Genomic DNA, 24,192 nt, shown 5'->3' on the forward strand with positions numbered 1-24,192 from the left:
CTCGCACGGATCGCCGCGGCCGCCCGCGCCGACGGCTCCGGCCGAGCCAACCGGGCGCGCGGCCCCCGGGGCCCCGCACGCCACCACTGACGAGAGCGGTCCGGGCGAGGCGCGCGCCACCACTGACGAGAGCGGTCCGGGCGAGGCGCACACCGCCGCTGGCGAGAGCGGTCCGGGCGAGGCGCACACCGCCGCTGGCGAGAGCGGTCCGGGCGAGGCGCGCGCCGGCGCGGACGCCGCGGCGGCGCCGGCGCCCGAGCGCTCGCAGGCGGCCGCCTGCGCCGGCGACGCGGACTGCGGCTACGATCCAGCGAACGAGCGCTGCGGGTCCGATCCCCGGCTCAACCGCCAGCCGCCGCTCACCGACCAGGGGATCGTCTGCTACTGCGAGGCCGGCGCGTGCGCGCTGCTCCGCGTCGTGCCCGTGCCCTGCGAGGGGGACCATTCCTGCGCGGTCGCGCACGAGCCGCGCCCGCACCCCGTGCGCGCCACCCGGGAGCGCCCCCACGAGAAGGGGCGCCCGTGCCGCGACTTCACGCTGTCGACCACGTGCGAGAGGACCAACATCTGCACCCTGCGCCGCCACGTGTGCCCGGCGCGGTGAGCTCGGACGCGCGGCGGGCTCAGCTGAGCGCCAGCATGCGATCGATCGGCACACGCGCGCGCTCGCGCAGCTCGGTCGGCATCTCGAGGCGCGGGGCGAGATCGCGCAGCGCGAGATAGACCTTCTCCAGCGTGTTCAGCCGCATGAAGGGGCACTCATTGCAGGCGCAGTTGCCCTCGGGCGGACCCTCGATGAACTCCTTCTCGGGCGACGCCTTGCGCATCTGGTGCACGATGCCGCTCTCCGTCGCGACGATGTACTTCTTGGCGTCGTCCGCGATCGTGTACTTGAGCAGCGCGGTCGTCGACCCGATGAACGCGGCCATCCTCAGGATCGGCTCCTCGCACTCCGGGTGCGCGATGAGCTTCGCGTCGGGGTGGCGCTCGCGCAGGGCCACGATCTTGCGCAGGCTGAAGGTCTCGTGCACGACGCAGCTGCCCTGCCACAGGCGCATGGGGCGACCCGTCCTCTCCACGAGCCAGCGGCCGAGGTTCCGGTCGGGCGCGAAGAGGATCTCCTGCCCTTCGGGGATCGCGCGGACGATCTTCTCCGCGTTCGACGACGTGCAGATGTAGTCGCTCTCCGCCTTCACCTCGGCGGAGCAGTTGATGTAGGAGATCGCGACCGCGCCGGGGTGCCGGGCGCGCCAGGCGCGGAAGCGATCGACAGGGCAGCCGTCGGCGAGCGAGCAGCCGGCCTCCAGGTCAGGCACGACGACGATGCGGTCGGGGTTCAGGATCTTCGCGGTCTCGGCCATGAAGTGCACGCCGGCGAACAGGATGACGTCCGCGGTCGTCTTCTTGGCCTGCTGCGCGAGCTGGAGCGAATCGCCAAGGAAATCCGCGAGGTCCTGGATCTCGCCGTCCTGGTAGTAGTGGGCCAGGAGGACAGCGTTCCTCTCGCGCTTCAGGCGGTGGATCTCGTCGTGGAGATCCAGGCGCGGATCGATGGCGGCAGGCTGGGGCGCGGCGCTCGTCATGGGCCCTAAGGTAGGCACCGCGACCCGGGCTGGCCAGGGCCAAGGCCCGCGCCGCGCTCGGCAGCGCTCCCCGCGCCCCGCCGCGTCCAGCGTTGACAACGGCCGGCGCGGGTCCACGATCGTCGCTCGCGGCGGGCCTGGGGAGGCGCCCTCGTCATGGACGGCCACGCATGTCTCTCCTGATCCCCCTCGCCCTGGTCGCCGTCGCGGTCCCGCTGCTCCTGGCCCTCCTCAGGGCGAACGAGCTGTTTTTCCTCCGCGTCGAGGGGCGCCACGTCCGGGTGCTCCGGGGTCGGCTGCCCCAGCGGCTGCTCGACGACATCGTCGATGTGCTCCGCGCCGCGCCCGTCGGCCGCGGGGCGGTGCGGGTGGTGGTCGAGGACCGGCGGCCCCGCGTCTACATGGAGGGGGACATCACCCCGGAGCAGGCCCAGCAGCTCAGGAACACCGTCTCGATGTGGCCGGTTGCGAAGATCCGCGCGGCGCCGAGGCGCCGCCGCGGCGCATGACCTCGCCGCGCCCATAACGCTATCCTAACGAGTCATCCCGCATGGCCGACGAAAAGCCCAGAGACAAACCGCCGACCTCGAAGCTCGGGCGCCTCGCGCGCCTCGCCGGCCTCGCCCCGCGCACGATCCCGTTCGCGATCGAGGGCGCAAAGCGCGCCTTCGGCGGCGCGCGGTCCGAGGAGGACGAGGCCGAGGCGCGGCGGAGGATGGCCCAGGAAGTGAAGAAGACCGCCGAGGCGATGCTGAAGACGCTCGGCGAGATGAAGGGCCTGCCGCTCAAATTCGGGCAGATGGCGAGCTACATCGACGGGCTCGCGCCGCCCGGGTACGAGGAGAAGTTCCAGTCCGCGCTGAAGAGGCTGCTCGACAAGGCGCCGCCCCTGTCGCCGGAGGCCGCGGAGCAGATGGTGACGCAGGAGCTCGGCGCCCCGCCCTACGAGGTGTTCACGGCCTGGGAGCGCGAGCCGTTCGCCGCGGCGAGCATCGGGCAGGTGCACCGGGCCGCGACCAAGGCGGGCGAGCGCGTCGCCGTCAAGGTCCAGTACCCCGGCATGGACAAGGCCATCGAGAACGACCTGAAGAGCATCTCGATGCTCGAGACGATGATGGCGCCCATCGCCAAGAAGCTGAACGCGCGGCAGACGGTCGACGAGCTCCGCAACGTGTTCCTGTCCGAGCTCGACTACGCGCGCGAGGCGGAGATGGCCGACCTGTTCCGCCGCATGAACGCCGGGGACGAGGGCGTGTACGTCCCCCGCGTCCACCACAGCCTGACGACGAGGCGGGTCATCACGCTCGAGTTCGTCGACGGCATGAGCTACGCCGAGTTCTGCGAGCGCGGCAGCCAGGAGGCCAAGAACCGCGCGGGCCTCGCCATCTGGCGCTTCACGTTCCGCTCGATGCTCCGGTACGGCTGGCTCTACGCCGATCCGCACCCGGGCAACTACCGCTTCCACGAGGACGGGCGGGTCGCGATCCTCGACTTCGGCTGCGTGAAGCAGCTCCCGCCCGACCTCGTGGACGGCATGAAACGGTACATGCGCGCGGCCATGGACGCAGACTGGAAGGAGTTCGACCGGGCGTGCGTGGAGGTGCTCGGCTACGACCCGCGCGACGAGAGCTGGGATCTCTATCGGAGCTACACGATGGAGCTCATGGTCCCTCTGTGTGCGCACGGGACATGGAAGTGCTCCCCGGAGAAGGCCCGAGAGACTGTGGCATACCTGACGCGCGGCATCCGCGGGCTCGCCTTCAAGGAAGGCGAGAAGATGCCCACCATCCCCCACGTGCCGAAGATGCCGCAGGACTTCACGTTCGTGAATCGGCTGCAGTGGGGGCTCGCGTCCGTGCTGGCGGGGCTCCGGACCGAGGCGGCGTTCCGGCAGACCATCGAGCCCTGGGTGCGCGACGGGGTGCACCCGATCCCGGAGTGAGTCCGCGGCCGGCAGGCTCGGCGGCGCCAGCGGCGGCGATGTCGCCGCCGCGGCGGCTCTCACCTTGACCTCGATCCCGCTCGCGGTGACATTCGATCAGGGCATGGACGACGAGAGGGCGGCCTGCGAAAGGCGCGTAGGGACGACCCTGCGGGGCAAGTGGACGATCGATCGCCTCCTCGGGATCGGCGGGATGGCCGCCGTCTATGCCGCGACCCACAAGATCGGGCGGCGCGAGGCGATCAAGATCCTCCACCCCGAGGTGGCGCGCTCGAAGGATCTGCGCGCCCGGTTCGAGCGGGAGGCGCAGGCCGTCAATCGCTTCCGGCACCCCGGCGTGGTCGAGATCCGCGACATCGACACGACCGACGACGGCGCGCCCTTCCTCGTGATGGAGCTCCTCGAGGGCGAGTCGCTCGCCGACCGCCTCCAGCGGCTCGGCAACGTCGAGACGGGCGAGGTGCTGCGGCTCATGGACGAGCTGCTCGACGTGCTCGGGGCGGCGCACGACCAGGGGATCATCCACCGCGACATCAAGCTCGACAACCTCTTCGTCGAGAACGGCGGGCGCCTCAAGGTGCTCGACTTCGGCATCGCCCGCATGCGCGACGGCGTGAAGACCGCGATGCGGACCCGGACGGGCGCGACGCTCGGGACCGTGTCGTACATGGCGCCGGAGCAGGTGCGGGGCATCTCGGTCGACCACAGGGCCGACCTCTTCGCCGTCGGAGCGACGATGTTCCGGCTCATCGCGAAGCGGCGCATCCACGAGGCGCGCACCGAGTCCGAGCTGCTCGTCAAGATGGCGACCATGGCCGCGCCGCCGCTCGCGAGCGTCGCGCCGGAGACGCCGCAGGGGCTGTGCCTGCTCGTGGACCGGGCGCTCGCGTTCGATCGCGAGCGGCGCTACCCGGACGCCCGCACGATGCAGGCCGACATGCGCGCCCTCCAGCGCGGGGAGGCGCCGCCGTTCGCCTCGGCGCGCTTCGCCGCGGGCGATCTGCCGTGGGCGGGCGCGCCGCAGGTGCCGCCGATGCTCGCGGCGGCATCCGCCGCGGCCGCGCCGGCGGAGCCTCCGCCGCGGCCGCCGGCGCCCTCGGGCTCGAGGCCGAACGAGCTGGGCCCGCCGCCCGGGGCCGGGTCGGAGCCCAACCTGGGCAGCAGCGGAACGCAGGCATGGGATGCCCCCACGATGGCGGCGCCAGGGCCCACGAACGCGAGCGTCATGGACCCAGCCCAGGCGCCGGGGAGCCCCCCGGGCATGGCGCACGCGGGCTCCGGAGCGCCGAACGGCCCGCCGTCGGCCTTGTACAACACGGGAGCGAGCCACGCCGGACCAGCGCGCGGCGCGCCCGCCGCGCTGCACAACACGGGGGCGCCCTACGGCGCGCCCGCTTCGCTGCACAACACCGGGGCGCCCTACGGCGCGCCCGCTTCGCTGCACAACACCGGCGCCTCTCACGGCGCGCCTGCCGCCCTGCACAACACCGGCGCCTCCCCGCAGAATGCCGCGGCGCCCTACGGCGCGCCCGCCTCGCTGCACAACACCGGGGCGCCCTACGGCGCGCCCGCCTCGCTGCACAACACCGGCGCCTCCTTGCACAACACCGGCGCGTCCTACGGCGCGCCCGCCTCGCTGCACAACACCGGCGCCTCCTTGCACAACACCGGCGCGTCCTACGGCGCGCCCGCCTCGCTGCACAACACCGGCGCGTCCTACGGCGCGCCCGCTGCTCTGCACAACACCGGCGCCTCGCTGCACAACACCGGCGCCTCTCACGGCGCGCCCGTCTCGAGGCACAGCGCGAGCATGCCCCAGAGCGCGCCCGCCTCGCTGCACAACACGGGCGCCTCTCACGGCGCTCCCGCCTCGATGCACAGCGCGAGCATGCCCTACGGCGAGCAGCCCGCGGCCAGCTGGGCTCCGCGCCGCGCCCAGGACAAGCGGCCGCAGAAGCTCGTGATCCTCCTCGCGATCGGCAGCGTGGCGCTCGTGATCGCGAGCGCGATCGCGGCGTGGATGGCGCTCCGCGACGAGCCCCAGAGCGACGCGCTCCGCGGCGATCTGCTGCCCGCGCAGAGCGCAAGCGCGAAGCCCGTCCAGATCGCCCCGTCGGACAGCAACAAGGAGCCGCCGCGAGAGGAGGCGCAAGAGAAGCCCGAGGCGATCGACCCGAACGCGCGGGACGAGCTGGCGCCCAAGGCGGGCAGCCCACCGCCCGCCAAGACCTACATCATCGAGTGGTCCCCGAGCCCACCCAAGAAAAAACCACGACGCGACGACTGAAGCCCCAATCGCCGAACATGGAACTTCGCCCTCTCCTGGTCACGAGGACAAGCCTGCGCGCTGGATCCAGGCTCGTCGGGCCTGCGCTCGCGCTCGCGCTCTCGGGAGCGTGCTCGGACCCGGCGCCGCCCGGCCCTGGACCTGGTACCGGCGGCACCGGAAGCGGCAGCGGAGGCGCGCCGTACTGCAGCGCCGGGGACGAGAAACCCTGTTATCCGGGGCCGGAAGGCACCGAGGGCGTCGGCGAGTGCGCGGCGGGCGTGCAGCGGTGCCAGCCTGACGGACAGAGCTTCGGCGAGTGCGAAGGCGCCGTCGTCCCCCGGGCCGAGGACTGCAGCACCACCGTGGACGACGACTGCGACGGCGAGACGAACGAGGCCGACGCAGGGTGCGTCTGCACCCCGGGGCAGCTCGAGGCCTGCTACAGCGGCCCCGACGACACGAGGGGCGTCGGGCTCTGCGCGGCAGGGCTGCGCGCGTGCGACATCTCGGGGAAGTCCTGGGAGGCGTGCGACGGCCAGGTGACCCCGGCGGCGGAGACGTGCGGCGACGACACCGACGAGGACTGCGACGGCTTCGCGTGCAGCGCGACGCTCTGGGCCGAGCTCTTCGGGGACGCGAACACCCAGAGCGCGACGAGCGCCGGCGTGGACGCGCAGGGGAACCTGTACATCGGCGGCACCTTCTCGGGGACGATCGAGCTCGGCGGCGAGACCCTGGTGAGCATCGGCACCGCGGACGTGTACGTCGCGAGCTTCGACCCGTCCGGCGCCCACCGCTGGAGCGCGAGGTTCGGCGGCAGCGGCGCCGAGACGCTCAACAGCCTCGCCGTGACGCCGGAGGGCGGCGTCGTGCTCGGCGGGACGTTCTACGGCTCCTTCATGTTCGGCGACAAGGCGCTGAGCAGCGTCAACGCGCTCGACAGCTTCGTGGCCACGCTGGACCAGGACGGGACCCCCGGCTGGGCGCACGCCATCGGAGACACCGCGGACCAGACGCTGCGATCCATCGCGGTGGACGCGGCGGGGAACATCGTGATCGCGGGCTACTTCAGCGGGGCGCTGTTCTGCTCGGCGCCGCCGGCCCCGGTCTGCCCGACGAGCGCCGGGGGCACGGACATCTTCGTGCGCAAATACGATCCGCGCGGCGCCGTCCTGTGGACCAGGATCTACGGGGACAACACGAACCAGTTCGCCACCGGCGTCGCCGTGGACGCCGAGGGCAACGTGCTCCTCACCGGCAGGTACAACGGCACCCTGAGCCTCGGATCCCGGCAGGTGAGGAACAGCGGGCTCGGACCGAACCTGTTCATCGCGAAGCTCGACAGCGGCGGGAACAGCGTCTGGCTCTCGGATTACGGGGACACGTCGTCGCAGCAAGGCACCGGGATCGCCGCCGCCCCCTCAGGGGCGGTGGTCGTGACCGGGACGTACACGGGCTCGCTCAACTTCGGCCCCGCAGGCACGCTCCCGGCCAACGACGTGCAGACGGCGTTCGTGGTGTCGCTCGCCTCCGACGGCACGCCCGTGTGGGCGCGGTGGTTCGCCGGCGACGGGGCGCAGGAGAGCGCGTCGATCGCCGTGGACGCGGAGGACAACGTGGTGGTGACCGGCTCGGCCCAGGGCGTGGTCGATCTCGGCAGCGGGCCGATGCCGAGCGGCGGCGGCTTCGACGCGTTCATCACGAAGCTCGACCCGGAGGGCGAGCCGCTCTGGGCGAAGGTGCTCGGCGCCGCCGGCAACCAGAAATCGAACGCGGCGGCGATCTCGCCCGAGACCGGGATCATCCTGCTCTGCGGTACGGCCGAGGGGACGATCGATTTCGGCCTCGGCGAGCGCCAGGCGAGCGGCACCGACGCGTTCGCCGCGATCCTGGCGCCGTAACCGGCGCCGGGCGCGGTCGAGCCTCCTTCAGGAGGCGCCGCGAGCGCCCGCCGGAACGAGCTCGACGCGGCCGAGCTCCTCGTTGGTCGCCGCGATGGCGACGCGGATCGACTCGCCGACGCCATAGCGGCGATTCGCGCCGATCAGCGCCTGGACGGCGGCGTCGGGCCGGTAAGGGCCGTCCGGCAGCGCCTCCAGCGCGATCGTGCCGGTCGCGCCGGACTCGACCATCTGGACCACGAGGCCGAACGGCTTGATCGCCACGATGTTGCCGTCGATCTCCTCGCCGATGCGGGAGGCGAACAGGCGCGCCACGAGCATGCGGTGGCGCTCCGTCTCGGCCTTGGCGGCGCTGCGCGCGCGGGCGTTCAGGTGGTGGGCGAGCGACGCGAGCGCCTCGACGTCGGCGTGCTGCTCGCGCCGGCCCTGAAGGTAACGCTTCACGACGCGGTGCACGGCGAGATCGGCGTAGCGGCGGATCGGGGAGGTGAAATGCAGGTAGAGCGGGGCGCCGAGGCCGAAGTGCAGGTCCGGCTCGGCCGTGTAGCGGGCCGGGCCGAGCGCCTTGCCGAGCACGGTGCGGATGGCCGGCGCGATCCCCGAGCCGCGAAACTGCGCCTCGAACGCGGCGAGGCCGCGGGGGCTCAGGCGCGGGCCGAAGCCGGCCTCGACGCCGAAGTTGTGCGCGAAGCGCTCGAGCGCCCGGACGCGCTCCTCGGTCGGCTCGTCGTGGACGCGGAAGACGCAGGGGAGCCCGCGCGCCACGAGCCAGCTGGCCACGGCCTCGTTCGCGGCCACCATCAGCCGCTCGATGAGGCGGTGCGCGCCCGTGTCCGCGCGCGGCGAGACGGCGGTCGGCTCGCGCGTCTCGGCGTCCAGCGTGACGTAGGCCTCATCGCGGTCGAGCTCGACGCCGCCGCGCGCCGCGCGGACCGTCGACAGCCGCGCGGCCGCGGTGCGGAGCCAGCGCACGACCGGCGCCGCCGCCTCGGGGACGCCGGCGGAGCGGCCCGTGGTCAGGTACTCCTCGACGGCGTCGTACGAGAGGCGGGCGTGCGAGCGGATCACGCTCTCGTGGAGGTCGATCGAGGTGACGCCGCCCTCGGCGTCGATGCGCAGCTCGACCGTGACCGCGAGCCGATCGACCCCGGGGAGGAGGCTCGCCGCCTCGCTGGAGATGGCGTCGGGGAGCATCGGGATGACGCGGCCCGCCAGGTAGACGCTCGTGCCGCGGGCGCGGGCCTCGAGGTCGAGCGGCGAGCCCTCGGGGACGAACGCGTCGACGTCGGCGATCGAGACGAGCACGCGGAGCGCGCCGTCAGGGCCGGCGGGGATCACGGAGACGGCGTCGTCGATGTCCGTGGTGACGGGCGCGTCGATGGTGACCGTGGTGAGCTCGCGCAGGTCGCGGCGGCCGCGCGAGAGCTCGCGCTCGATCGGCGCCGCCGCGGCGGCGCGGGCCGCCTCGACGACCTCGGCCGGGAAGACCGCGTGCACGCCGTTGCGGGCGAGGCAGCGCTCGATGCCGAGGTCGGCGCCCGGCGCGACGACGCGCGCCGGGACGACCGCCGCGCCGTCGATGAAGGCGACGACCGCCGTGCCCTCGGCGAGGTCGTCGGCGCTGCCCGGCTTGAACGGCCAGTCCGTGTTCGAGACGAGGCGATCGACCCGGAGGTGCGGCCGCTTCGCGTGCGACACGACGGTGCCGAAGAGCTCGGTGCGATCGCGGTGGACCAGGGCGAGCTGCGACGCGCTGTAGCGGCCCGGCTCCGCCTCCGCGACCACGGCGTCCACGACGTCGCCGTCGAGGAACGGGTTCAGGTCGGGCGGCGTGATGAAGGCGGTCGCCGGGCCGATCGGCGCCCCGCCCGGCTTGCCGGGCGCGCCGCCCCGCTCCGGCGAGGCCTCGATGTTCAGGAAGCCGAACCCCCGCGGGTTGACCGAGATACGTCCACGAACCAGTGCGTGCATGGCCGCGGACGGTACGCCAGGTCCGGGCAGTGTCGACCCCCGTGTTGCCTGAAAGATGCCGGCAACGCTGGACGCAAAATTCCGTGACACGGTAAATATCGGAAGTCGCTCGACATCACACCTCGCGCCCGCGCCGCGCCCACTCGCCGGGACGCTCAAGGCTCATCGCGACGTGATGAGGAAAGGCAAGGCGATGTCACCAAAGGTCGCCGCGACGGGCGCAATGCCCTCGTCTGCCAGGGCAGCAAAGGTATGCGCGCCGACGGATCGACCGCTCCGGATCGGCTTATACTCGGCGCATCGTGGAAGAATCAGAGGACATCATCGAGCTCGCGCGTGTGATGCCTCGGGACCGCTTCGTACGCAGGGTGACGAACCTGCTCCTCGTCGTGTCCGAGGCCGGACCGGACAGCCAGCCTTTCGCCTTCCGGACGGTCGCCGCCTCGCCGGCGGCGCACCGGAAGCCGCCGCCCCCGCCCGGGCCGGCGAGCGACGTGTTCGAGATCGTCAAGGCGAAGGGCAATCCGTATCCCGATCAGATCTCGGTCGGCCGCACGCGCAACTGCGATGTGGTGCTGCGCCATCCGTCGGTGTCGAAGCTGCACGCGCATTTCCGGCAGGACGCGCAGCAGCGGCTCGTGCTCATCGACAACGGCTCACAGAACGGCACCCGCGTGAATGGCAAGCTGCTCTCCGAGAACGAGCCGCAGGAGGTCGCGGTGGGCGACGTGCTCCAGTTCGGCCGCCTGACGACCTCGCTGCTCGACGCGTCCCGCCTCTTCGACCTCGTGCGCGAGCAGGCGCGGCTCGCCCGCGATATGGCGAGCCGCTGAGCTCCGCGCACGCGGCGGCGGTCAGCGCCCGCGGCCGCGGTCAGCGCCCGCGGCGGCGGTCAGAACCGGTATCCCACGGCGACGTTCGGAAAGAACATCGTGAACGTGCCGTGGGCCATCTCCTCGAACACCACCTTCTTGCCCGGCGCGCAGTGGACCGTGGGGCTCGACGCGTCGCACTCGGCGCCCACCACGTAGGTGTCGCCCGTCTCGTGCGGCGGGCCGTCGACGAGGAAGAAGCCGACGCCGAGGCCCGCGCTGACGCTGATCCGATCGAGGTGGAGCCGCAGCCTGAGCTCCGGCATCGCGAACGGGGCCGCGGAGCGGACAGGGACGCCGCCGCGTTGCACGGCGACGGCGACCGTGGCGCGCTCGTCCGCGGCGGTGCCGGACACCGCGTCGCTGGTCTCGGCGAGCACCACGCCGAGCCCGAGCGCGGCGCCGACGTCGAGCCACGGGGCGAGCCCATAACGATAGCTGCCGCCGACCATGACGGTCACGCCGGCCATGTGGATGTCGTCGTGGATCGCGTACCGGATCGGCAGCTTGGCCTCGCTCCCGCGCGGGTACACGAAGGTCGTCTCCACGGCGCGGTCCAGCGCGGTCCGGAGGAACACGTACCCCGCGGTGAGCTCGATGGCGGCGCCGACCGGGAACTCGTAGCTGCCGCGCAGGCCCGCGAGCAGGCCCGCGGGGCGCGAGGCGCCGGAGCAGCGGAAACGGTCGCAGCTCTGCTCGGCGCCGCTGTGGAGCGACGTGGCGAAGGCGTAGCCGAACGCCCCCTCCAGCCGGAAGACACCGACCTTGCGCCCCCAGCGCGGGTGGCTCTCGTCGAGGGCGAGCGGCACGACGATATCGCCGGTCGTCGCCCTGTCGACGGTCGAGCGGATCGTGCGCGCGAAATAGCCCGGCTCGTGCGCCTCGAAGGTGTGGCGGCCGAGCGGCAGCGCGCCCCGCCATTGCCCCTTGCCGACCGGGACGCCGTTGATCGTCAGATCCGCGCTCAGCGGCTGCGCGACGACGCGGAGCTCCTGCCCGAGCGGGCCGGCCTCGACCGTGGCGACGGCGATCTGCCCCGCGATGACGTTCGCCTCGCGCGGCGCGGAGCCGAGATCGCCCCTGCGCACCGAGTAGAAATGCGGGCCGGGCGCGAGTGATCCCTCCCACGGCAGCTGCCCGATCAGCGCGCCGTCGACGTAGAGATCGGCCCCGACGAGGCGGTCGTCCTCGATCTTCAGCCTGCCCGTGTTGGCGAGCGGCTCGAGCTTCGCGTCGACCGGGGTGGTCTCGGCGATCCTGACGGCGAAGATCCGCTCGAACGTGCGCCAGCCGTCCTTGACCACGCGGAGCGTGTGATCCCCGGGCAAGAGCCGGATCGGGCCGGCGAGGGGGAGCCGGCCGCGCGGCCTGCCGTCGACGAGGACCAGGCCGTCGACGTTCGAGGAGACGAGCACGTTGCCGATCCGCGACCGCAGCCCGGCGATCGCGGACGCGACGCCCCGGCGCTCCACGTCGCCGAGCTCCGCGCGGAACTCGGTGAGCAGCGCCTCGTAGAGCTCGAGCGCCTCGTCGTAACGCCCGAGCTGATCGAGGCAGAACGCGGCGTTGAGGGTGTTGGGGACCGACGCGACGAGCTGGCGCGATCTCACGTAGAGCTCGAGCGCGCGCTGGCAGTCGCCGATCTTGCGGAGCTCGTTCCCCTTCTGGAAGAGCTCCTTGGCCCGAGCGAGCGCCTCGTCGGCCGAGGCGGGCGGCGCGGTCGGATCGGACGGCGCGGGCGGCGCCGCGGGCGCCGGCGGCTCGGAGGGCGCCGGCGCCACGGCAGGCGGCGCGGCCGGGGCGCCGGCGGCAGGCGGCGCGGTCGGGGCGCCGGCGGCAGGCGGGGCGCGCACCGGGGCCTGCGCGCGGGCCGTCGACGCGCGCGACGCGAGCGCCGCGATGACGAGCCACGCCGCGGACGAGAGGCGCGGGGCGCGCGGACGGAGGATCACCACCGATCGACCGGCATCACCGCGGGCGGGGCCGGCGTCGCCGCCCCGGCGGCAGAGGGTGTGGACGCGCCGTCCGCGGGCGACGCGGCGGACGGCGCGCGGCGCGGCTTTGCGCGGCGAGGGCCCGGCTCCGGGGCCGAGCTCGCGGCGGGGGCCGACCCCGCGGCGAGGGCCGAGCTCGCGGCGGGGGCCGTCGCGCTCGGCGGGAGCTCCAGGCGGTCGGGGTGGACCTTGCCGTCGCTCAGCATGTACACCGTCGCCTTCGCGGTCGCGCCGCCGCGGCTCACCTCGATCTCGAACATGTCGCCGGCCCTGCCCGTCAGCTCGATCCGACCGTCGCTCACGTCGCGCGCCGCGCCGTCGACGCGCGCCGTCGCGTCCTTCGGGAGCGACAAGGTCGCCGTGAACGGCGCGGGCGTCGCGGCCGGCGCGGGCGCGACGGGCGCGGCCGCCGCGACGGCCGAGGCCGGCGCGCCGACGCCGTCGTCGGTCGTGGCGCGCAGGGCGAGGCCGCCGCCGATCGCGGCGAGCACGACGGCCGCGGCACCGACGAAGCGCCGCCGCGCAGCGCCCGCGTGCGGCTGCGCCGCCGTGAACGAGCTGCCGCCGATCGAGCGCTCCTCCCCCTCGACGGAGCGGGCGAGCTTCACCTCGCGGCGCAGCGCCGCGACCGGCCTGGCGCCGGCGCGGCGCTCGGGGTCGACGCCGCGGAGCTGAGCCAGCGTGACGATCTCGGCGCCGTCGGCGTGCGGCTCGAGCGCGGCGCTCAGCTCCTCCATGCTCTGCCACCGCTCGGCCGGGTCCTTGTGGAGGCCGCGGTGCACGACGGCGGCGAGGGCCGGGTCGATCCAGGGCGCCGCCTCGGCGAGCGGCGGCACGCGCTCGGTGCAGATCGAGAGCAGGAGCTCGGCGAGGGAGGCGTCAGGATCCCAGGGGCAGCTCCCGCAGAGCGCCTGGTAGAGCGAGATGCAGAGGCTCCACACGTCCGAGCGGCGATCGACGTCCTTCGCCATCTTCGCCTGCTCGGGGGACATGTAGATCGGCGATCCGAGCACGCCGCCGGCGCGCGTGAGCTCGTGCGAGACGCCCTCCCCCGTGCGCTTCGCGATGCCGAAATCGCAGACCTTGAGCACGATCCTGCGATCGCTGGAGGCGGGCGGGCGGATCGAGCCGGACGCGCGCTGCGCCGACGGCGGCGGCACGATCGAGCCCGAGATGCGCTGCCCGGACGGCGGCGGCACGATCGAACCCGAGGCGCGCTGCCCGGACGACGGCGGCGCCACCGAGCCCGACGCGCGCTGCCCGGACGGCGGCGGCGCCGCCGAGGCCGACGCGCGCGGGATCACGGCCTCGGAGGGCGCGTGGAGGAAGAGGTTCGCCGGCTTGATGTCCCGGTGCACGATGCCCTCGGCGTGGGCCGCCGCGAGCCCGCGCGCGGCCTGGAGGAACACGCGCACGACGGGCGCCGGCTCCAGCGGGCCGCGCATCCGGAGGAGCTTCGCGAGATCGAGGCCGTGGAGGAGCTCCATGATGATGAACGGCGTCGCGAGCGTGAGATCCGTCCCGAGCTCGAACGTCTTCACGACGTGCGGGCTCTGGATCGCGGTCACGGCGCGCGCCTCGCGGATGAAGCGGCGCACGGCGTGGTCGTCCTGCCCGACGGCGCTCCGGAAGATGACCTTGGCCGCCACGCGCCGGCCGTCGGGCGACTCCGCCTCGTAGACGGCGCCCATGCCGCCGCGCCCGATCAGGCGGCGCACCGCGTACCGGCCGCCGAGCTCGCGGCCGACGAGCGGATCGGTCTCGGCGTCGGCGCGCTCGGCGATCGCCTCGCGCAGCTCGGGATCGAGCGGCCTCAGCATGTCGTCCGCGATCGGCTCCTCGCCGCCGCCGACGGCGCGCAGCGCCTCGGCGAACGCCTCGATCGACGGGTAGCGCCGGTCCACGTCGCTGTGCAGCGCGAGCGAGAGCGCGGTCGCGAGCCGCGCCTCGATCCACGGGGCGCGGTCCTGGATCGACGGGAGCTGCGCCAGCGACGCGAGCTGCGCGTCCGCGGCCGTGTCGGCGGGGCCGAGCTCGGCGGTGTCCGGCGTGACGTCGAGCTCGGCCCAGGGCGAGGCGCCGCACAGCATCTCGTAGAGCGTCGCGGCAAGGCCGAACACGTCGCCGCGGACGTCCGCCGGGCGGTCGCGCGGCCCCGACGCCTCGCGGTGATGGCCGCTGCTCCTCGCCTTGCCCGGGCTGGAGGCCGCCGTGTCATACCCCTTCGAGAGCCCGAATCCGAAGACGCGGACCCGGATCTCGCCGTGGGGCAAGCGCTCCAGGAAGAGGCGCGGGGGCCGGACGTCGCGGTAAACGAGGCCCGCCGCGTGCACCGCCGAGAGCCCCGCGGCCGCCTGGAGCGCGATGCGCACGGCGACGTCGGGCGAGAGCGGCCCCGTCTCGGCCAGCAGGGCGGCGACGTCGGTGCCCTCGAGCAGCGGCATCACGAGGTAGGCGAGATCGCGCTCGAGATCGTGACCGGCGTCGATGATCGGGACGACATGATCGTTGTCGATCTTCGACGTGACGCTCGCCTCGCGGCTGAGCCGCGACAGCGTGTCCTCGGTGACGACCTCGGGCCTGAGCACCTTCAGCGCGACGCGGCGGCCGGACGGGCTCCGGGCCTCGAACACGACGCCGTGCCCCTGCGCGGAGAGGACACGGACGATCCGATATCCACCGGTCAGCGCGCCCCCCACGAGCGCCGTCGGATCCGCCAGAGGTGCTGTCCGCCCCATGACCACAAGCATACGACGGCCCAGCGCGCCCCACAAAGCATGAGGTATCACGGGACATCGGAGGCGCGCCGCGTCGCCGCGCCGCGCCGCCGTTGATGACGACGACGACGACGACGACGACGGCGACGCACCGCCGCCGCCGACGCCACGCGCGGCGAGCGCGCGCCCCGGCCTTGATGGCCCGGAGAGGAGCCGCTCGCCGGGGAGGCGGCCGGCGTGGCGGATGTGCGAGGAAGCGCACGATCGCGCGCCGGGTCGGTCGAGCGGGACGCGCGGCGGTCGCGAGGCGGCTCGCCGACTGCAATGTGGGCGCCACAACCGCAGATAGCGCGGTATTCAGACCCTCGGATACGCGGTAAGCGCGCCGAATCATGGAAGAATCGTCTTGCCGGCAGGCGCATTACGACATTAGATTGCCGTCATTCAATTCGCCGCCGCTCGGCAAGCGCCTGAGCAGGACTGGTTGATCTCACAGCGTACAGCGATGTGCGCCTCCCCCGCCGGGGGAGCCTGGAGGCACCATGAGCCTGCGATCCATCGGGCGTTCGCTCGCCGCGCTGGCGGCGTTCTTCGTTCTCATGCTCCTGCTCGCGCGCCCGGCGCGCGCCAGGGTCACCCCCCTTGATCGCGCGCTCGCGGCGACGCTCGACCGACACGGCTTCACCGGAGAGATCGAGTCGACCCTGGAGTCGCGTCTCGGGCGGAACATCGACCGCAAGCTCGCGAAGCTCGGGCGAGACCTGTTCTTCGACAGCATCCTCGGCCTGAACGACGACAACTCGTGCGCGGGCTGCCACGCGCCGGCCGCGGGCTTCGCCGACACGCAATCTATCGCGATCGGGATCGAGAACAACGGCGTCGTCGGGCCGGGCCGCAGCGGCCCGCGCAACCAGCGGCGCGCGCCCACGGTCATCAACACGGCCTTCTATCCGACGCTGATGTGGAACTCGCGGTTCTTCGCCGTGTCCGGCGACCCGTTCGACAACAGCCTGGGATTCTCGTTCACCTCGCCGGAGGGGATGTCGCTGTCGTCCCTGCCGCACCTGCTCGACGCGCAGGCGTTCATCCCGCCGACCGAGATCACGGAGATGACCGGATACGAGGGGCCGCCGTCGCACGATCTGGTGCGCGAGGAGGTGGCGGAGCGCGTGAATGGCGCGGAGGAGTACCGCCGCCGCTTCGGCAAGAGCTTCAGGCAGGTGAAGCGGGGGGGCGACGTCACCTACGAGATGATCGCGGCCGCGATCGCCGAGTTCGAGATGTCGCTCACGTTGGCCGACGCGCCCATCGACAGGTTCGCCCGCGGCAAGCGTAACGCGATGACGGAGGAGCAGAAGCGCGGCGCGCTGCTCTTCTTCGGCGAGGCCCGCTGCGTCCGCTGCCACGCGGTGTCGGGGGAGTCGAACGAGATGTTCAGCGATTTCAAGCAGCACGCCATCGGCGTCCCGCAGATCGCCCCGACCGACGATCCGGCGCTCTCGAACGTCGTGTTCGACGGGCCGGGGGCCAACGAGGACTTCGGGCTGGAGCAGGTCACGGGCAACCCGGCGGATCGTTACAAGTTCAGGACGTCGCCGCTGCGCAATGTCGCCCTTCAGCCCACGTTCTTCCACAATGGCTCGTTCACGTCGCTGGAGGGCGCCATCCGCCACCACCTCGACGTCGTCGCGTCGGCCACGGAGTACACGACGGACCATCTCGCGCCGGACCTGCAGGGCGAGACGGGCCCGCTCGCCCCGGTCCTCGCCGCGGTCGACCCGATCCTCGCGGCGCCGATCGAGCTCACGGAGTGCGAGATCGGGTGGCTGGTCGCCTTCGTCGGCGAGGCGCTGCTCGATCCACGCGCGAACGCGAAGGACCTCGCGCGGCTCATTCCCGACGAGCTGCCGAGCGGGCGCGAGATCCACGACTTCGAGTAATCCGACGTTACCGACGTCGCCGACGTCGCCGACGTCGCCGACGTGCCGACGTCGCCGACGTCGAACACGACGGCTGCACGGCGCGCGCGGGGCCGTGCAGCCGCGGGATCCTCCCCTCAGCGGGCGCCCAGGCAGCTCTCCAGCGTCTCCAGCTGGATGCTGCACTCTTCCTCGTACTGCGCGGGGTCGCAGGTGTCCTCGGCGTGGTTGCGGCACTCGAGGTACGACTCCCGCGCGTCGTGGCAGCCAGCCTCCTCGGCGGTCTCTGTGTCCTCGTCACACGCCGCCAGGCAGCTGTCCTCGTCCAGGGTGCTGCCCGGGCACTCCGCGGTCCGCTCGCAGAGCTCGGGACACCCCTCCTCGCCGTGGCCGCTGCTGCAGCCCGCAGCGACGAGGGCGATCGCGGCGAGCGCGAGGCGCGCCGCCATCGTGAATGCTCTTGGGAATGCTCTCATTGCGCCAGGGTATCATGAGCGCAACGCGGACCGATCGAGCGCGCGTCGCGCGGCCGCCGGGCGCGGGCGGTCAGCCCGGGCGACGGGCGCGCCGCCCGGAAGGCGCGTGGATCAGGGCAGGAGCCGGGAGACGAAGCTCCATTTCGTCGAGCGGCCGGACTTCATGGCGAGGATCGTGGTCACGCCGATCACGCCCGCCGTGAGGGCGATGTTGAGCGGCCCCATGACGTTGAGGATCCGCTGCATCGCCACGGCCTTCTCGGGCGTACGCGGCGACGGCATATCGCCGTCCTGGACGGGCACGGCGCGGCCGGGCGCCTGCGCGCTCATCTCCCTTCCGCTCAGCATGTTGACGAGGCTCGTCGCGAGCGTCGCGCCGAGCAGGACGTCCTTCACCCGCACGAGCGAGCGGGTCTCCGCGTCGATCGACCGGCCCGAGATCACCGCCCGGCCGAGGAACCAGGTGAACGCGGCGGTGCCGAGCGAGATCGCGTTGACGACATTGTACCGCTGCCAGGCGTCGGCGAGCACCTTGCCCCGCTCGGCCTCGGAATGGATATCCCTGACCGCCCGGTGCAATGCCAGCCTCCCGAAGAGAGGGCCGCCGAACCCCGCGGCCAAACCGAGCTCATGCAGTACCCATGCAGATGTCGAGAGTGTAGCCATATCGTTCCACCTCGTCGCGACGCCCCAAGCAAGATCGTGCCCAGGGGCGGGCCGCGCCCCGTGATCCAGGCCGTCGCAGGCGCGCCGGCTCAGCGGGGGGCAGCGGGATCCCGGGTGAGAAGCGGCGGCGTGGATCGACGCCCGGCACGACGCCTGCTCGCCGCCGGCCGAGGACGGCGCGCCCCGGAGCAGCGAGGGAACAGCGCGAGGCCGCGGTGTGCTCCTGGGATCATTGGCCACCGTGCGGGGCAACTTGCCTCATCCGCCGGCGCGCCGGCCGCGCGGATGGCGCGGTCTGCCCGGGCTTCTCCGTGCGCCGCGACGGCCCGCGCCGTGCTTGCGGCGCCGGCGAGGGGGCGTATCCCCGAGGACGCAAGGGAGAGAGCACCATGGACGAACAGAACGGCGCGGTGAGCACCTTCGATCCCACGAGTCCGCCGGGGGCCTCCGCCGAGGGGAGCTCGTCCCAGTCCCAGGGCGGCGCGGCGCGCGGCGAGGGGCGTGGCCCACACACGTTCGTGTCGGCGTCGGCGACCGAGGACGTGTACGGGAGCAGGCCGGCGGCGCTGGGGGAGATGACGGCGCTCGAGAAGCACTCGGCCTTCTTCGACAGGAACCACGACGGGATCATCACGCTGCGCGAGACCTACGAGGGGCTCCGCGCAATCGGGATCGGTCGGGCGCTCTCGGCGTGGTTCGCGCTCTTCATCAATGGGGTCCTCGGGACCACCACGTCGAGGTCGTTCATCCCCACCCTCTCGATCACCCTCAAGAACGTCCACAGGGGGAAACACGCGAGCGACACGGGGGTCTACGACAAGGACGGCAGGTTCAACCCCGAGAGGTTCGAGGAGCTGTTCTCGCGCTGGGACAAGGACCGCGACGGCGCCCTGAACGCGCGCGAGCTCGCGGCGCGCACCCTGGGGGATCGCGACATGCTCGACGTGTTCGGGTTCCTGGCGTCGGCAGGCGAGTGGACGGTCCTCTATGCGCTGGCCGGGCGCGGCGGGAAGCTGACGCGAGAGCAGCTACGCCGCATGTACGACGGCACGCTCTTCTACGAGCTCGAGCGAGAGGAGCAGGCGGCCAGAGGAGAGGCGCGCGCCGGGAAGGCCAGCGCTCCGGCCTGAAAGGTGGACACCCCACCTCACCCGGGCTTGACTTCCGGGCGTGTCACGCCAGAACGTGCGCTCCGTGACAGCGATCCTAGCCACGCTGAAAGCGCGCCTGTCGAGCGATCCCTGGTGCTACGCCGCGGCCTTCGTGTTCTGCGCAGGGGCGGCCTGGCTCTGCGTCCTGGATATCGTCCTCAAGCAGCCGGTCGCGGTCGATTTCAAGTCGTTCTACACCGCCGCGGTCGCGGCCAGTCGCGGACTGGACGTGTACGACGTCAAGGTCCTCGAGGGGATCGCCGCGGAGAAGCACCTTCCCCACAAGGTGACGTTCCCCTATCTCTATCCGCCGTTCTTCGCCTATGGCTTCTCGTGGTTCTCCCGGTTGCGCCCCGCGACCGCGCAGGGGATCTGGTCGAGCCTGGCCGTGGTCAGCTGCGGGGTTGCCGCGGTGTGCTCCATGGTGGCCGTCCGCAGCGCGTCGCGGGGCAGGGACGGCGCCGCCCGCGCGCCCGCGGTCACCTCGTCGCTGCTCGCCTACGTCGTCCTGCTCGCGTGGACGCTCAACCTGCGCAACAGCCTGGCGATGGGGCAGGTCAACCCCCTGGTCCTGATGTTCCTCTGCGCGGCGCTCGCGCTCTCCTTCTCGGGCAAGGACACGCTCGCGGGGCTCGCCCTCTCGGTCGCCGCGGGGATCAAGGTCACGCCCATCCTCCTCGCGGTGCCCTGGCTGCTCCAGCGGCGGCTCCGCGCGCTCGTGGGGCTCGCGGCCGGGTTCGCCGCCCTCTTTCTGGTCTCGCTGCCGCTCGGCGCCGCGCCGGCGTGGCTCGAGTTCCTGCGGCGGCTGCCGCGGATGTCGCACGGCGCGACGATCCCGGGCCTCTTCAACCCGGGCACGGTGCCGAACTTCTCGCTCGCGGGCTTCTACACGCGGCTCCTGGCGCCGGACACCGCCGCCGTGAAGGTCGCGTCGGTGGTCACCATCCTGCTGCTCCTCGGCGCCGCGCTCGCGCTGGGGCTGGGCGGCGGCGCCCCCTCCCCGTCGCGGTGGCCGCGGATGCTGCTGCCGCTGCTCGTCACGATGGTCGTGGCGAGCCCGTTCACCTACGTGCACCACGTGCTCTACCTCTTCCCGGCCGCGCTCTTCGCCTTGGATCGCGCGGCGAAGCAGGAGCGCCCGCTCGAGATGGGCGCGCTCCTGCTCCTGATCTCGCTGGCCGCCATCGATTTTCCGTATGTCTACGAGCGGTTCAAGGGGCATTTGTCGCCGCTCCTGGTCTCGGTGAACCTGTATGTGCTGCTCGCGATCTACGCGCTCGGCATGTACATGCTCTGGCGGGAGCGGCGGGCCGAGGCGGCCGCGCCCGCGGCGATCGCGTCGCCGGCGCCCGAGAGGGAGAGCGCCGTCGTCCCGGCGAGCGGGGCGACCGAGCCGTCGCATCAGGCCAGCGCGTGAGCCCCGCGGCGCAGGCGCGGTGAGGCCGGCGTGCGGCTCGTCCTCGACAGCTCCGTGCTCATCGCCTCGATGAAGCCCGCCGAGCCCGGGCACGCCGACGCACGCGCCTTCCTGGGCCGCGCGCGCGAGGCGACGGCCGCGGGCGCGGCGAGCCTGTTCGCGCCGCCCGAGCTGTGGCTGGAGGTGCACGTCGCCGAGCAGCGCCTCGCCGCCGCGCGCCCGGGCGCGCAGGGCGGGCGCGCGGCGGCGAGCGCGAGCCCGCTCCCGACCCTCGCCGTCGCGCTGGTCGCGCCCGCGGACGAGGGCGCGATCACGGAGTTCCTCGCCCTGCTGACGCGCCGGATGCGCGGGCGCAGGCCCTTCGCCAACGCCACCGATCTCGTCTACCTGTGGGCCGCCAGCTCCGCCGGCGCGACGGTGGTGACGCTCGATGAGGGCCTCCTCAAGTACCACGGCGTGGTCTGCGACGTGACGCGGCCGCAGCACGTCCGGTTCGTGTAGCGCGGCGCGCCGCGTCGAACCCCACGTCGAACCCCACGAGAAGACGTGTCGTCCCGGCGACGTGGAACCAGCGCTTCTTGACCGTCGTGGCGCACCGTCGTGGCGCAATGTTGCGCTCCACGTGGACGCGCTTGTCGCGCCCCGCGAGCGCGGCTATCCCTCAGCGTCGCAGCGGAGCGCGCGGAGCTCGCGAGCCCGGTCTGCGTGGCGAGGCGCATGCGCACGAGTTCGCTGTTCCACCCGGTGCCGGCGGTGAGCCTGGCCCTGCTCACCCTGCTGGCCGCGCCGCAGGCCCACGCGCGCCGCAGCGGCGTGGCGGCGGCGTGCATCGGCTGCCACACCGGCGGCGCGGCGCCCGGGATCACCATCGACGTGACCCCCAGAAACCCCGCGGCCGGGGAGACGGCGACTCTGCAGGTGACCATCGACGCCGTGAACGGCAGTGTCGGCGGGATCTACCTCACCGCCGATGGAGGTCAGCTCGCGGCGATCGACGGGCAGGGGACACACCTCGTCGACGGACGCCAGCTCCTGCACAGCGCGCCGAAGCGGGCGTCCGGCGGCGTCGTCCGCTTCGAGGCGCGGTGGACCGCGCCGGCGACGCCGGGCGGCGTCCTCATCGACGTGTGGGGCCTCTCGGGCAACGGCGACAACGGCTCACGCGGGGACGGCGCGGCGTCTGCCCAGCTCGCGTTCGCGTACGGGTGCGCCGGATCGACCTATTACTGGGACCGCGACGCCGACGGATACGGCGACCCCACCGCGACCAAGGTCGCTTGCGCTCCCCCGCCCGACTACACCAGCCAGGCCGGGGACTGCGACGACTACAGCGCCAGCGTCCACCCCGATCACGATGAGCTCTGCAATGGGCGCGACGACGACTGCGATGGCCAAGCCGACGAGGATCTCGAGGTCTCCACGCAGTTCGAGGACGCCGACGGCGACGGGCACGGGGACCTCTTCGGCGCGACGGTCACGGCGAAATGCCCGCCCGAAGGGTTCGCGCCGACCGCGGACGATTGCGATGATCGGTCGCCCGACATCAACCCGAGCGCGACCGAGACATGCAATCTCCTCGACGACGACTGCGACGGGTGGGTGGACGAGCGCGTGCGCGAGGTGTGCGGCGTCGGGATGTGCGCGCGGGAGGCCGACACGTGCGCCCCGGGCTCGTGCACGCCCGGCGAGCCCGCGCCGGAGGAGTGCAACGGCCTCGACGACGACTGCGACGGCGAGGTCGACGAGGGCACCGGCCCCTGCGACGCACCCGTCGTCGGCTGCGACGGGGTCGGCTGCGGCGGCGGGAGCGCGGCGGGCTCGGGGAGCTCGGGCGCCGGCGCGGGCCCGGGCGGCCCGGGGACGCCGGACGACGGCGGCGCGCCGGGCGGCGGGTGTGCGCTGAGCCCCGCGGGCGCGTCGCCCTGGCGGCTGCTCGCGCTGCTCTCGCCGCTCGCGCTCGTCGCCCTGCGGCGCCTCCGGCGGGCCGACCAGGTGCGGAGGCGCCGCCGCTGAGGCTAAAGTGCGGCGCATGATCTATCGCCGCTTCGGCCGAACCGAGCTCAAGATGCCCGTCCTCTCGTGCGGGGGCATGCGTTACCAGCAGTCCTGGAGCGACACGGACCGCGTCTCCGCCGAGAGCCAGCGCAACGTCGAGGCGTGCATCGCGCGCGCGATCGAGCTCGGGATCAACCACATCGAGACCGCGCGGGGGTACGGCACGAGCGAGGCGCAGCTCGGGCAGATCCTGCCGAAGCTGCCGCGCGATCGGATCATCGTCCAGACGAAGGTCAGCCCGGAGGCGGATCCGCGGCGGTTCGTCGAGACGTTCGAGCGGTCGATGGAGCGCCTCCGCCTCGATCACGTCGACCTGTTCGCGCTCCACGGCGTGAACAACGAGGAGATCCTCGAGTGGTCCCTGCGGCCGGGGGGCTGCCTCGAGGCCGCGCTCGAGCTCAAGAAGCAGGGGCGGGTGCGCTGGGTCGGGTTCTCGACGCACGCGCCGCTGCGCGTGATCCTGGCGATGGTGCAGGACGGCCGCTGCGACTACATGAACCTGCACTGGTACTACGTGAACCAGCTCGCCTGGCCGGCCATCCAGGCGGCCGCGGCGCAGGACATGGGGGTGTTCATCATCAGCCCCACCGACAAGGGCGGCAAGCTCTACGAGCCGAGCGACAAGCTGGTGCGCCTCTGCGCGCCGCTCTCGCCGATCGTGTTCAATGACCTGTTCTGCCTCGCGCGCCCGGAGGTCCACACGATCAGCGTCGGCGCGGCGCGCCCGTCGGATTTCGACGAGCACATGAAGGTCCTGCCGTACCTCGCCGACGCCGCCGAGGCCCAGGCGGCGCTCGAGCCCGTGGTGCGCCGGCTCGACGCGGAGCTCGAGCGCGCGCTCGGCCGCGAGTGGCTCGACACCTGGGAGGCCGGCCTGCCCGAGTGGGACGAGGTCCCCGGGGAGGTCAACATCCACGAGATCCTGCGGCTGTACAACTACGCGGTGGCGTTCGACATGAAGGCTTACGGCAAGATGCGGTACAACCTGCTCGGGGGCGGCGGCGGGCACTGGCACCCTGGCAACCGGGCCGAGCGCGTGGGAGAGCTCGACCTCTCCGGCGTCCTCGCGCGATCGCCGCACCGCGACCGCATCCCCGGGCTGCTCCGGGAAGCGCACGCGCTGCTCGCGGGCCAGGACGTGAGGCGCCTCGGCAAGCACTGAGCCCCGGCGAACACCGCGCCTCGACGTCGCGCCGCGGCGCAGGGCCGCGGCGGCGCGATCGCACCCGAGGAGCGCGGGGGCGGGCGCTCGCCGTGCG

Annotated in this window: 18 protein-coding genes (1 of these 18 running past the window's edge); 12 read left to right on the forward strand and 6 right to left on the reverse strand. The window is 73.0% G+C overall.

Translation table 11 applies throughout. The annotated features are described in order from the left end of the window. Positions 1 to 604, forward strand: partial view of a hypothetical protein gene (locus tag WMF43_RS41725; RefSeq protein WP_437673469.1) — the 3' portion only. 86 nt of this gene lie to the left of the window's left edge; only the last 604 of its 690 coding nucleotides appear in the window; its start codon lies off the left edge, out of view; it ends in the stop codon at positions 602 to 604. Between the two features lie 19 nt (positions 605 to 623). Here the strand turns inward: WMF43_RS41725 and nadA are convergent, their stop codons facing one another. Beyond that, positions 624 to 1,583, reverse strand: a complete 960-nt coding sequence (gene nadA, locus WMF43_RS41730; protein WP_437673471.1) for a quinolinate synthase NadA — start codon at positions 1,581 to 1,583, stop codon at positions 624 to 626. A 170-nt stretch (positions 1,584 to 1,753) separates the two neighbouring features. Between nadA and WMF43_RS41735 the strand changes: the two genes are divergently transcribed. The 4 genes from WMF43_RS41735 (at position 1,754) to WMF43_RS41750 (ending at position 7,695) form a co-directional block, all read left to right on the forward strand. Beyond that, positions 1,754 to 2,092, forward strand: a complete 339-nt coding sequence (locus WMF43_RS41735; RefSeq protein WP_437673473.1) for a DUF3634 family protein — start codon at positions 1,754 to 1,756, stop codon at positions 2,090 to 2,092. A gap of 41 nt (positions 2,093 to 2,133) precedes the next feature. Beyond that, positions 2,134 to 3,525 (forward strand): ABC1 kinase family protein, encoded by a 1,392-nt coding sequence (locus WMF43_RS41740; RefSeq protein ID WP_437673474.1) that lies wholly within the window; start codon positions 2,134 to 2,136, stop codon positions 3,523 to 3,525. 103 nt (positions 3,526 to 3,628) lie between these two features. Then, positions 3,629 to 5,812, forward strand: coding sequence for a protein kinase domain-containing protein (locus tag WMF43_RS41745; RefSeq protein WP_437673476.1), 2,184 nt, complete (start codon positions 3,629 to 3,631; stop codon positions 5,810 to 5,812). Between the two features lie 17 nt (positions 5,813 to 5,829). Then, the gene (locus WMF43_RS41750; protein ID WP_437673478.1) at positions 5,830 to 7,695 is read left to right on the forward strand and encodes a hypothetical protein; all 1,866 of its coding nucleotides are present in this window, start codon (positions 5,830 to 5,832) and stop codon (positions 7,693 to 7,695) included. 27 nt (positions 7,696 to 7,722) lie between these two features. Here the strand turns inward: WMF43_RS41750 and WMF43_RS41755 are convergent, their stop codons facing one another. Beyond that, positions 7,723 to 9,666 (reverse strand): ribonuclease R family protein, encoded by a 1,944-nt coding sequence (locus tag WMF43_RS41755; RefSeq protein ID WP_437673480.1) that lies wholly within the window; start codon positions 9,664 to 9,666, stop codon positions 7,723 to 7,725. Positions 9,667 to 9,968: 302 nt separating this feature from the next. On the opposite strand from WMF43_RS41755, the gene WMF43_RS41760 reads away from it, so the two are divergent. Next, positions 9,969 to 10,499, forward strand: coding sequence for an FHA domain-containing protein (locus WMF43_RS41760; RefSeq protein WP_437673482.1), 531 nt, complete (start codon positions 9,969 to 9,971; stop codon positions 10,497 to 10,499). A 59-nt stretch (positions 10,500 to 10,558) separates the two neighbouring features. On the opposite strand, the gene WMF43_RS41765 is transcribed toward WMF43_RS41760, so the two are convergent. Both WMF43_RS41765 and WMF43_RS41770 read right to left on the reverse strand, forming a co-directional pair. Continuing rightward, complete coding sequence (locus tag WMF43_RS41765) at positions 10,559 to 12,490, reverse strand: PEGA domain-containing protein (protein ID WP_437673484.1); 1,932 nt, start codon at positions 12,488 to 12,490, stop codon at positions 10,559 to 10,561. Further along, positions 12,487 to 15,270, reverse strand: coding sequence for a serine/threonine-protein kinase (locus WMF43_RS41770; protein WP_437673486.1), 2,784 nt, complete (start codon positions 15,268 to 15,270; stop codon positions 12,487 to 12,489). Before WMF43_RS41770 ends, WMF43_RS41765 begins: the two co-directional genes overlap by 4 nt. Positions 15,271 to 15,791: 521 nt before the next feature. Here WMF43_RS41770 and WMF43_RS41775 point away from each other — a divergent pair. Further along, complete coding sequence (locus WMF43_RS41775) at positions 15,792 to 17,189, forward strand: cytochrome-c peroxidase (RefSeq protein WP_437673488.1); 1,398 nt, start codon at positions 15,792 to 15,794, stop codon at positions 17,187 to 17,189. A 116-nt stretch (positions 17,190 to 17,305) separates the two neighbouring features. On the opposite strand, the gene WMF43_RS41780 is transcribed toward WMF43_RS41775, so the two are convergent. Continuing rightward, positions 17,306 to 17,617 carry a hypothetical protein gene (locus WMF43_RS41780; protein ID WP_437673490.1) on the reverse strand — a complete coding sequence of 104 codons (312 nt, stop codon included), beginning with the start codon at positions 17,615 to 17,617 and terminating at the stop codon, positions 17,306 to 17,308. 138 nt (positions 17,618 to 17,755) lie between these two features. Further along, positions 17,756 to 18,265 (reverse strand): hypothetical protein, encoded by a 510-nt coding sequence (locus WMF43_RS41785; protein ID WP_437673492.1) that lies wholly within the window; start codon positions 18,263 to 18,265, stop codon positions 17,756 to 17,758. 434 nt (positions 18,266 to 18,699) lie between these two features. Here WMF43_RS41785 and WMF43_RS41790 point away from each other — a divergent pair, with 434 nt between their 5' ends. From WMF43_RS41790 to WMF43_RS41810, 5 genes are all read left to right on the forward strand, one after another. Next, positions 18,700 to 19,440, forward strand: coding sequence for a caleosin family protein (locus WMF43_RS41790; RefSeq protein WP_437673494.1), 741 nt, complete (start codon positions 18,700 to 18,702; stop codon positions 19,438 to 19,440). Between the two features lie 64 nt (positions 19,441 to 19,504). Continuing rightward, complete coding sequence (locus tag WMF43_RS41795; protein WP_437673496.1) at positions 19,505 to 20,878, forward strand: glycosyltransferase family 87 protein; 1,374 nt, start codon at positions 19,505 to 19,507, stop codon at positions 20,876 to 20,878. 30 nt (positions 20,879 to 20,908) lie between these two features. After that, positions 20,909 to 21,379 (forward strand): PIN domain-containing protein, encoded by a 471-nt coding sequence (locus WMF43_RS41800; RefSeq protein ID WP_437673498.1) that lies wholly within the window; start codon positions 20,909 to 20,911, stop codon positions 21,377 to 21,379. Positions 21,380 to 21,595: 216 nt separating this feature from the next. Further along, positions 21,596 to 22,891: a putative metal-binding motif-containing protein gene (locus tag WMF43_RS41805; protein ID WP_437673500.1), complete on the forward strand. Its 1,296-nt coding sequence runs from the start codon at positions 21,596 to 21,598 to the stop codon at positions 22,889 to 22,891. 16 nt (positions 22,892 to 22,907) lie between these two features. Next, on the forward strand, positions 22,908 to 24,095 hold the full coding sequence (locus WMF43_RS41810) for an aldo/keto reductase (protein ID WP_437673502.1): 1,188 nt from the start codon (positions 22,908 to 22,910) through the stop codon (positions 24,093 to 24,095). The last annotated feature ends 97 nt before the right edge of the window (positions 24,096 to 24,192 follow it).

It is taken from the genome of Sorangium sp. So ce131, from assembly GCF_051519095.1.
Lineage (GTDB): Bacteria > Myxococcota_A > Polyangia > Polyangiales > Polyangiaceae > Sorangium.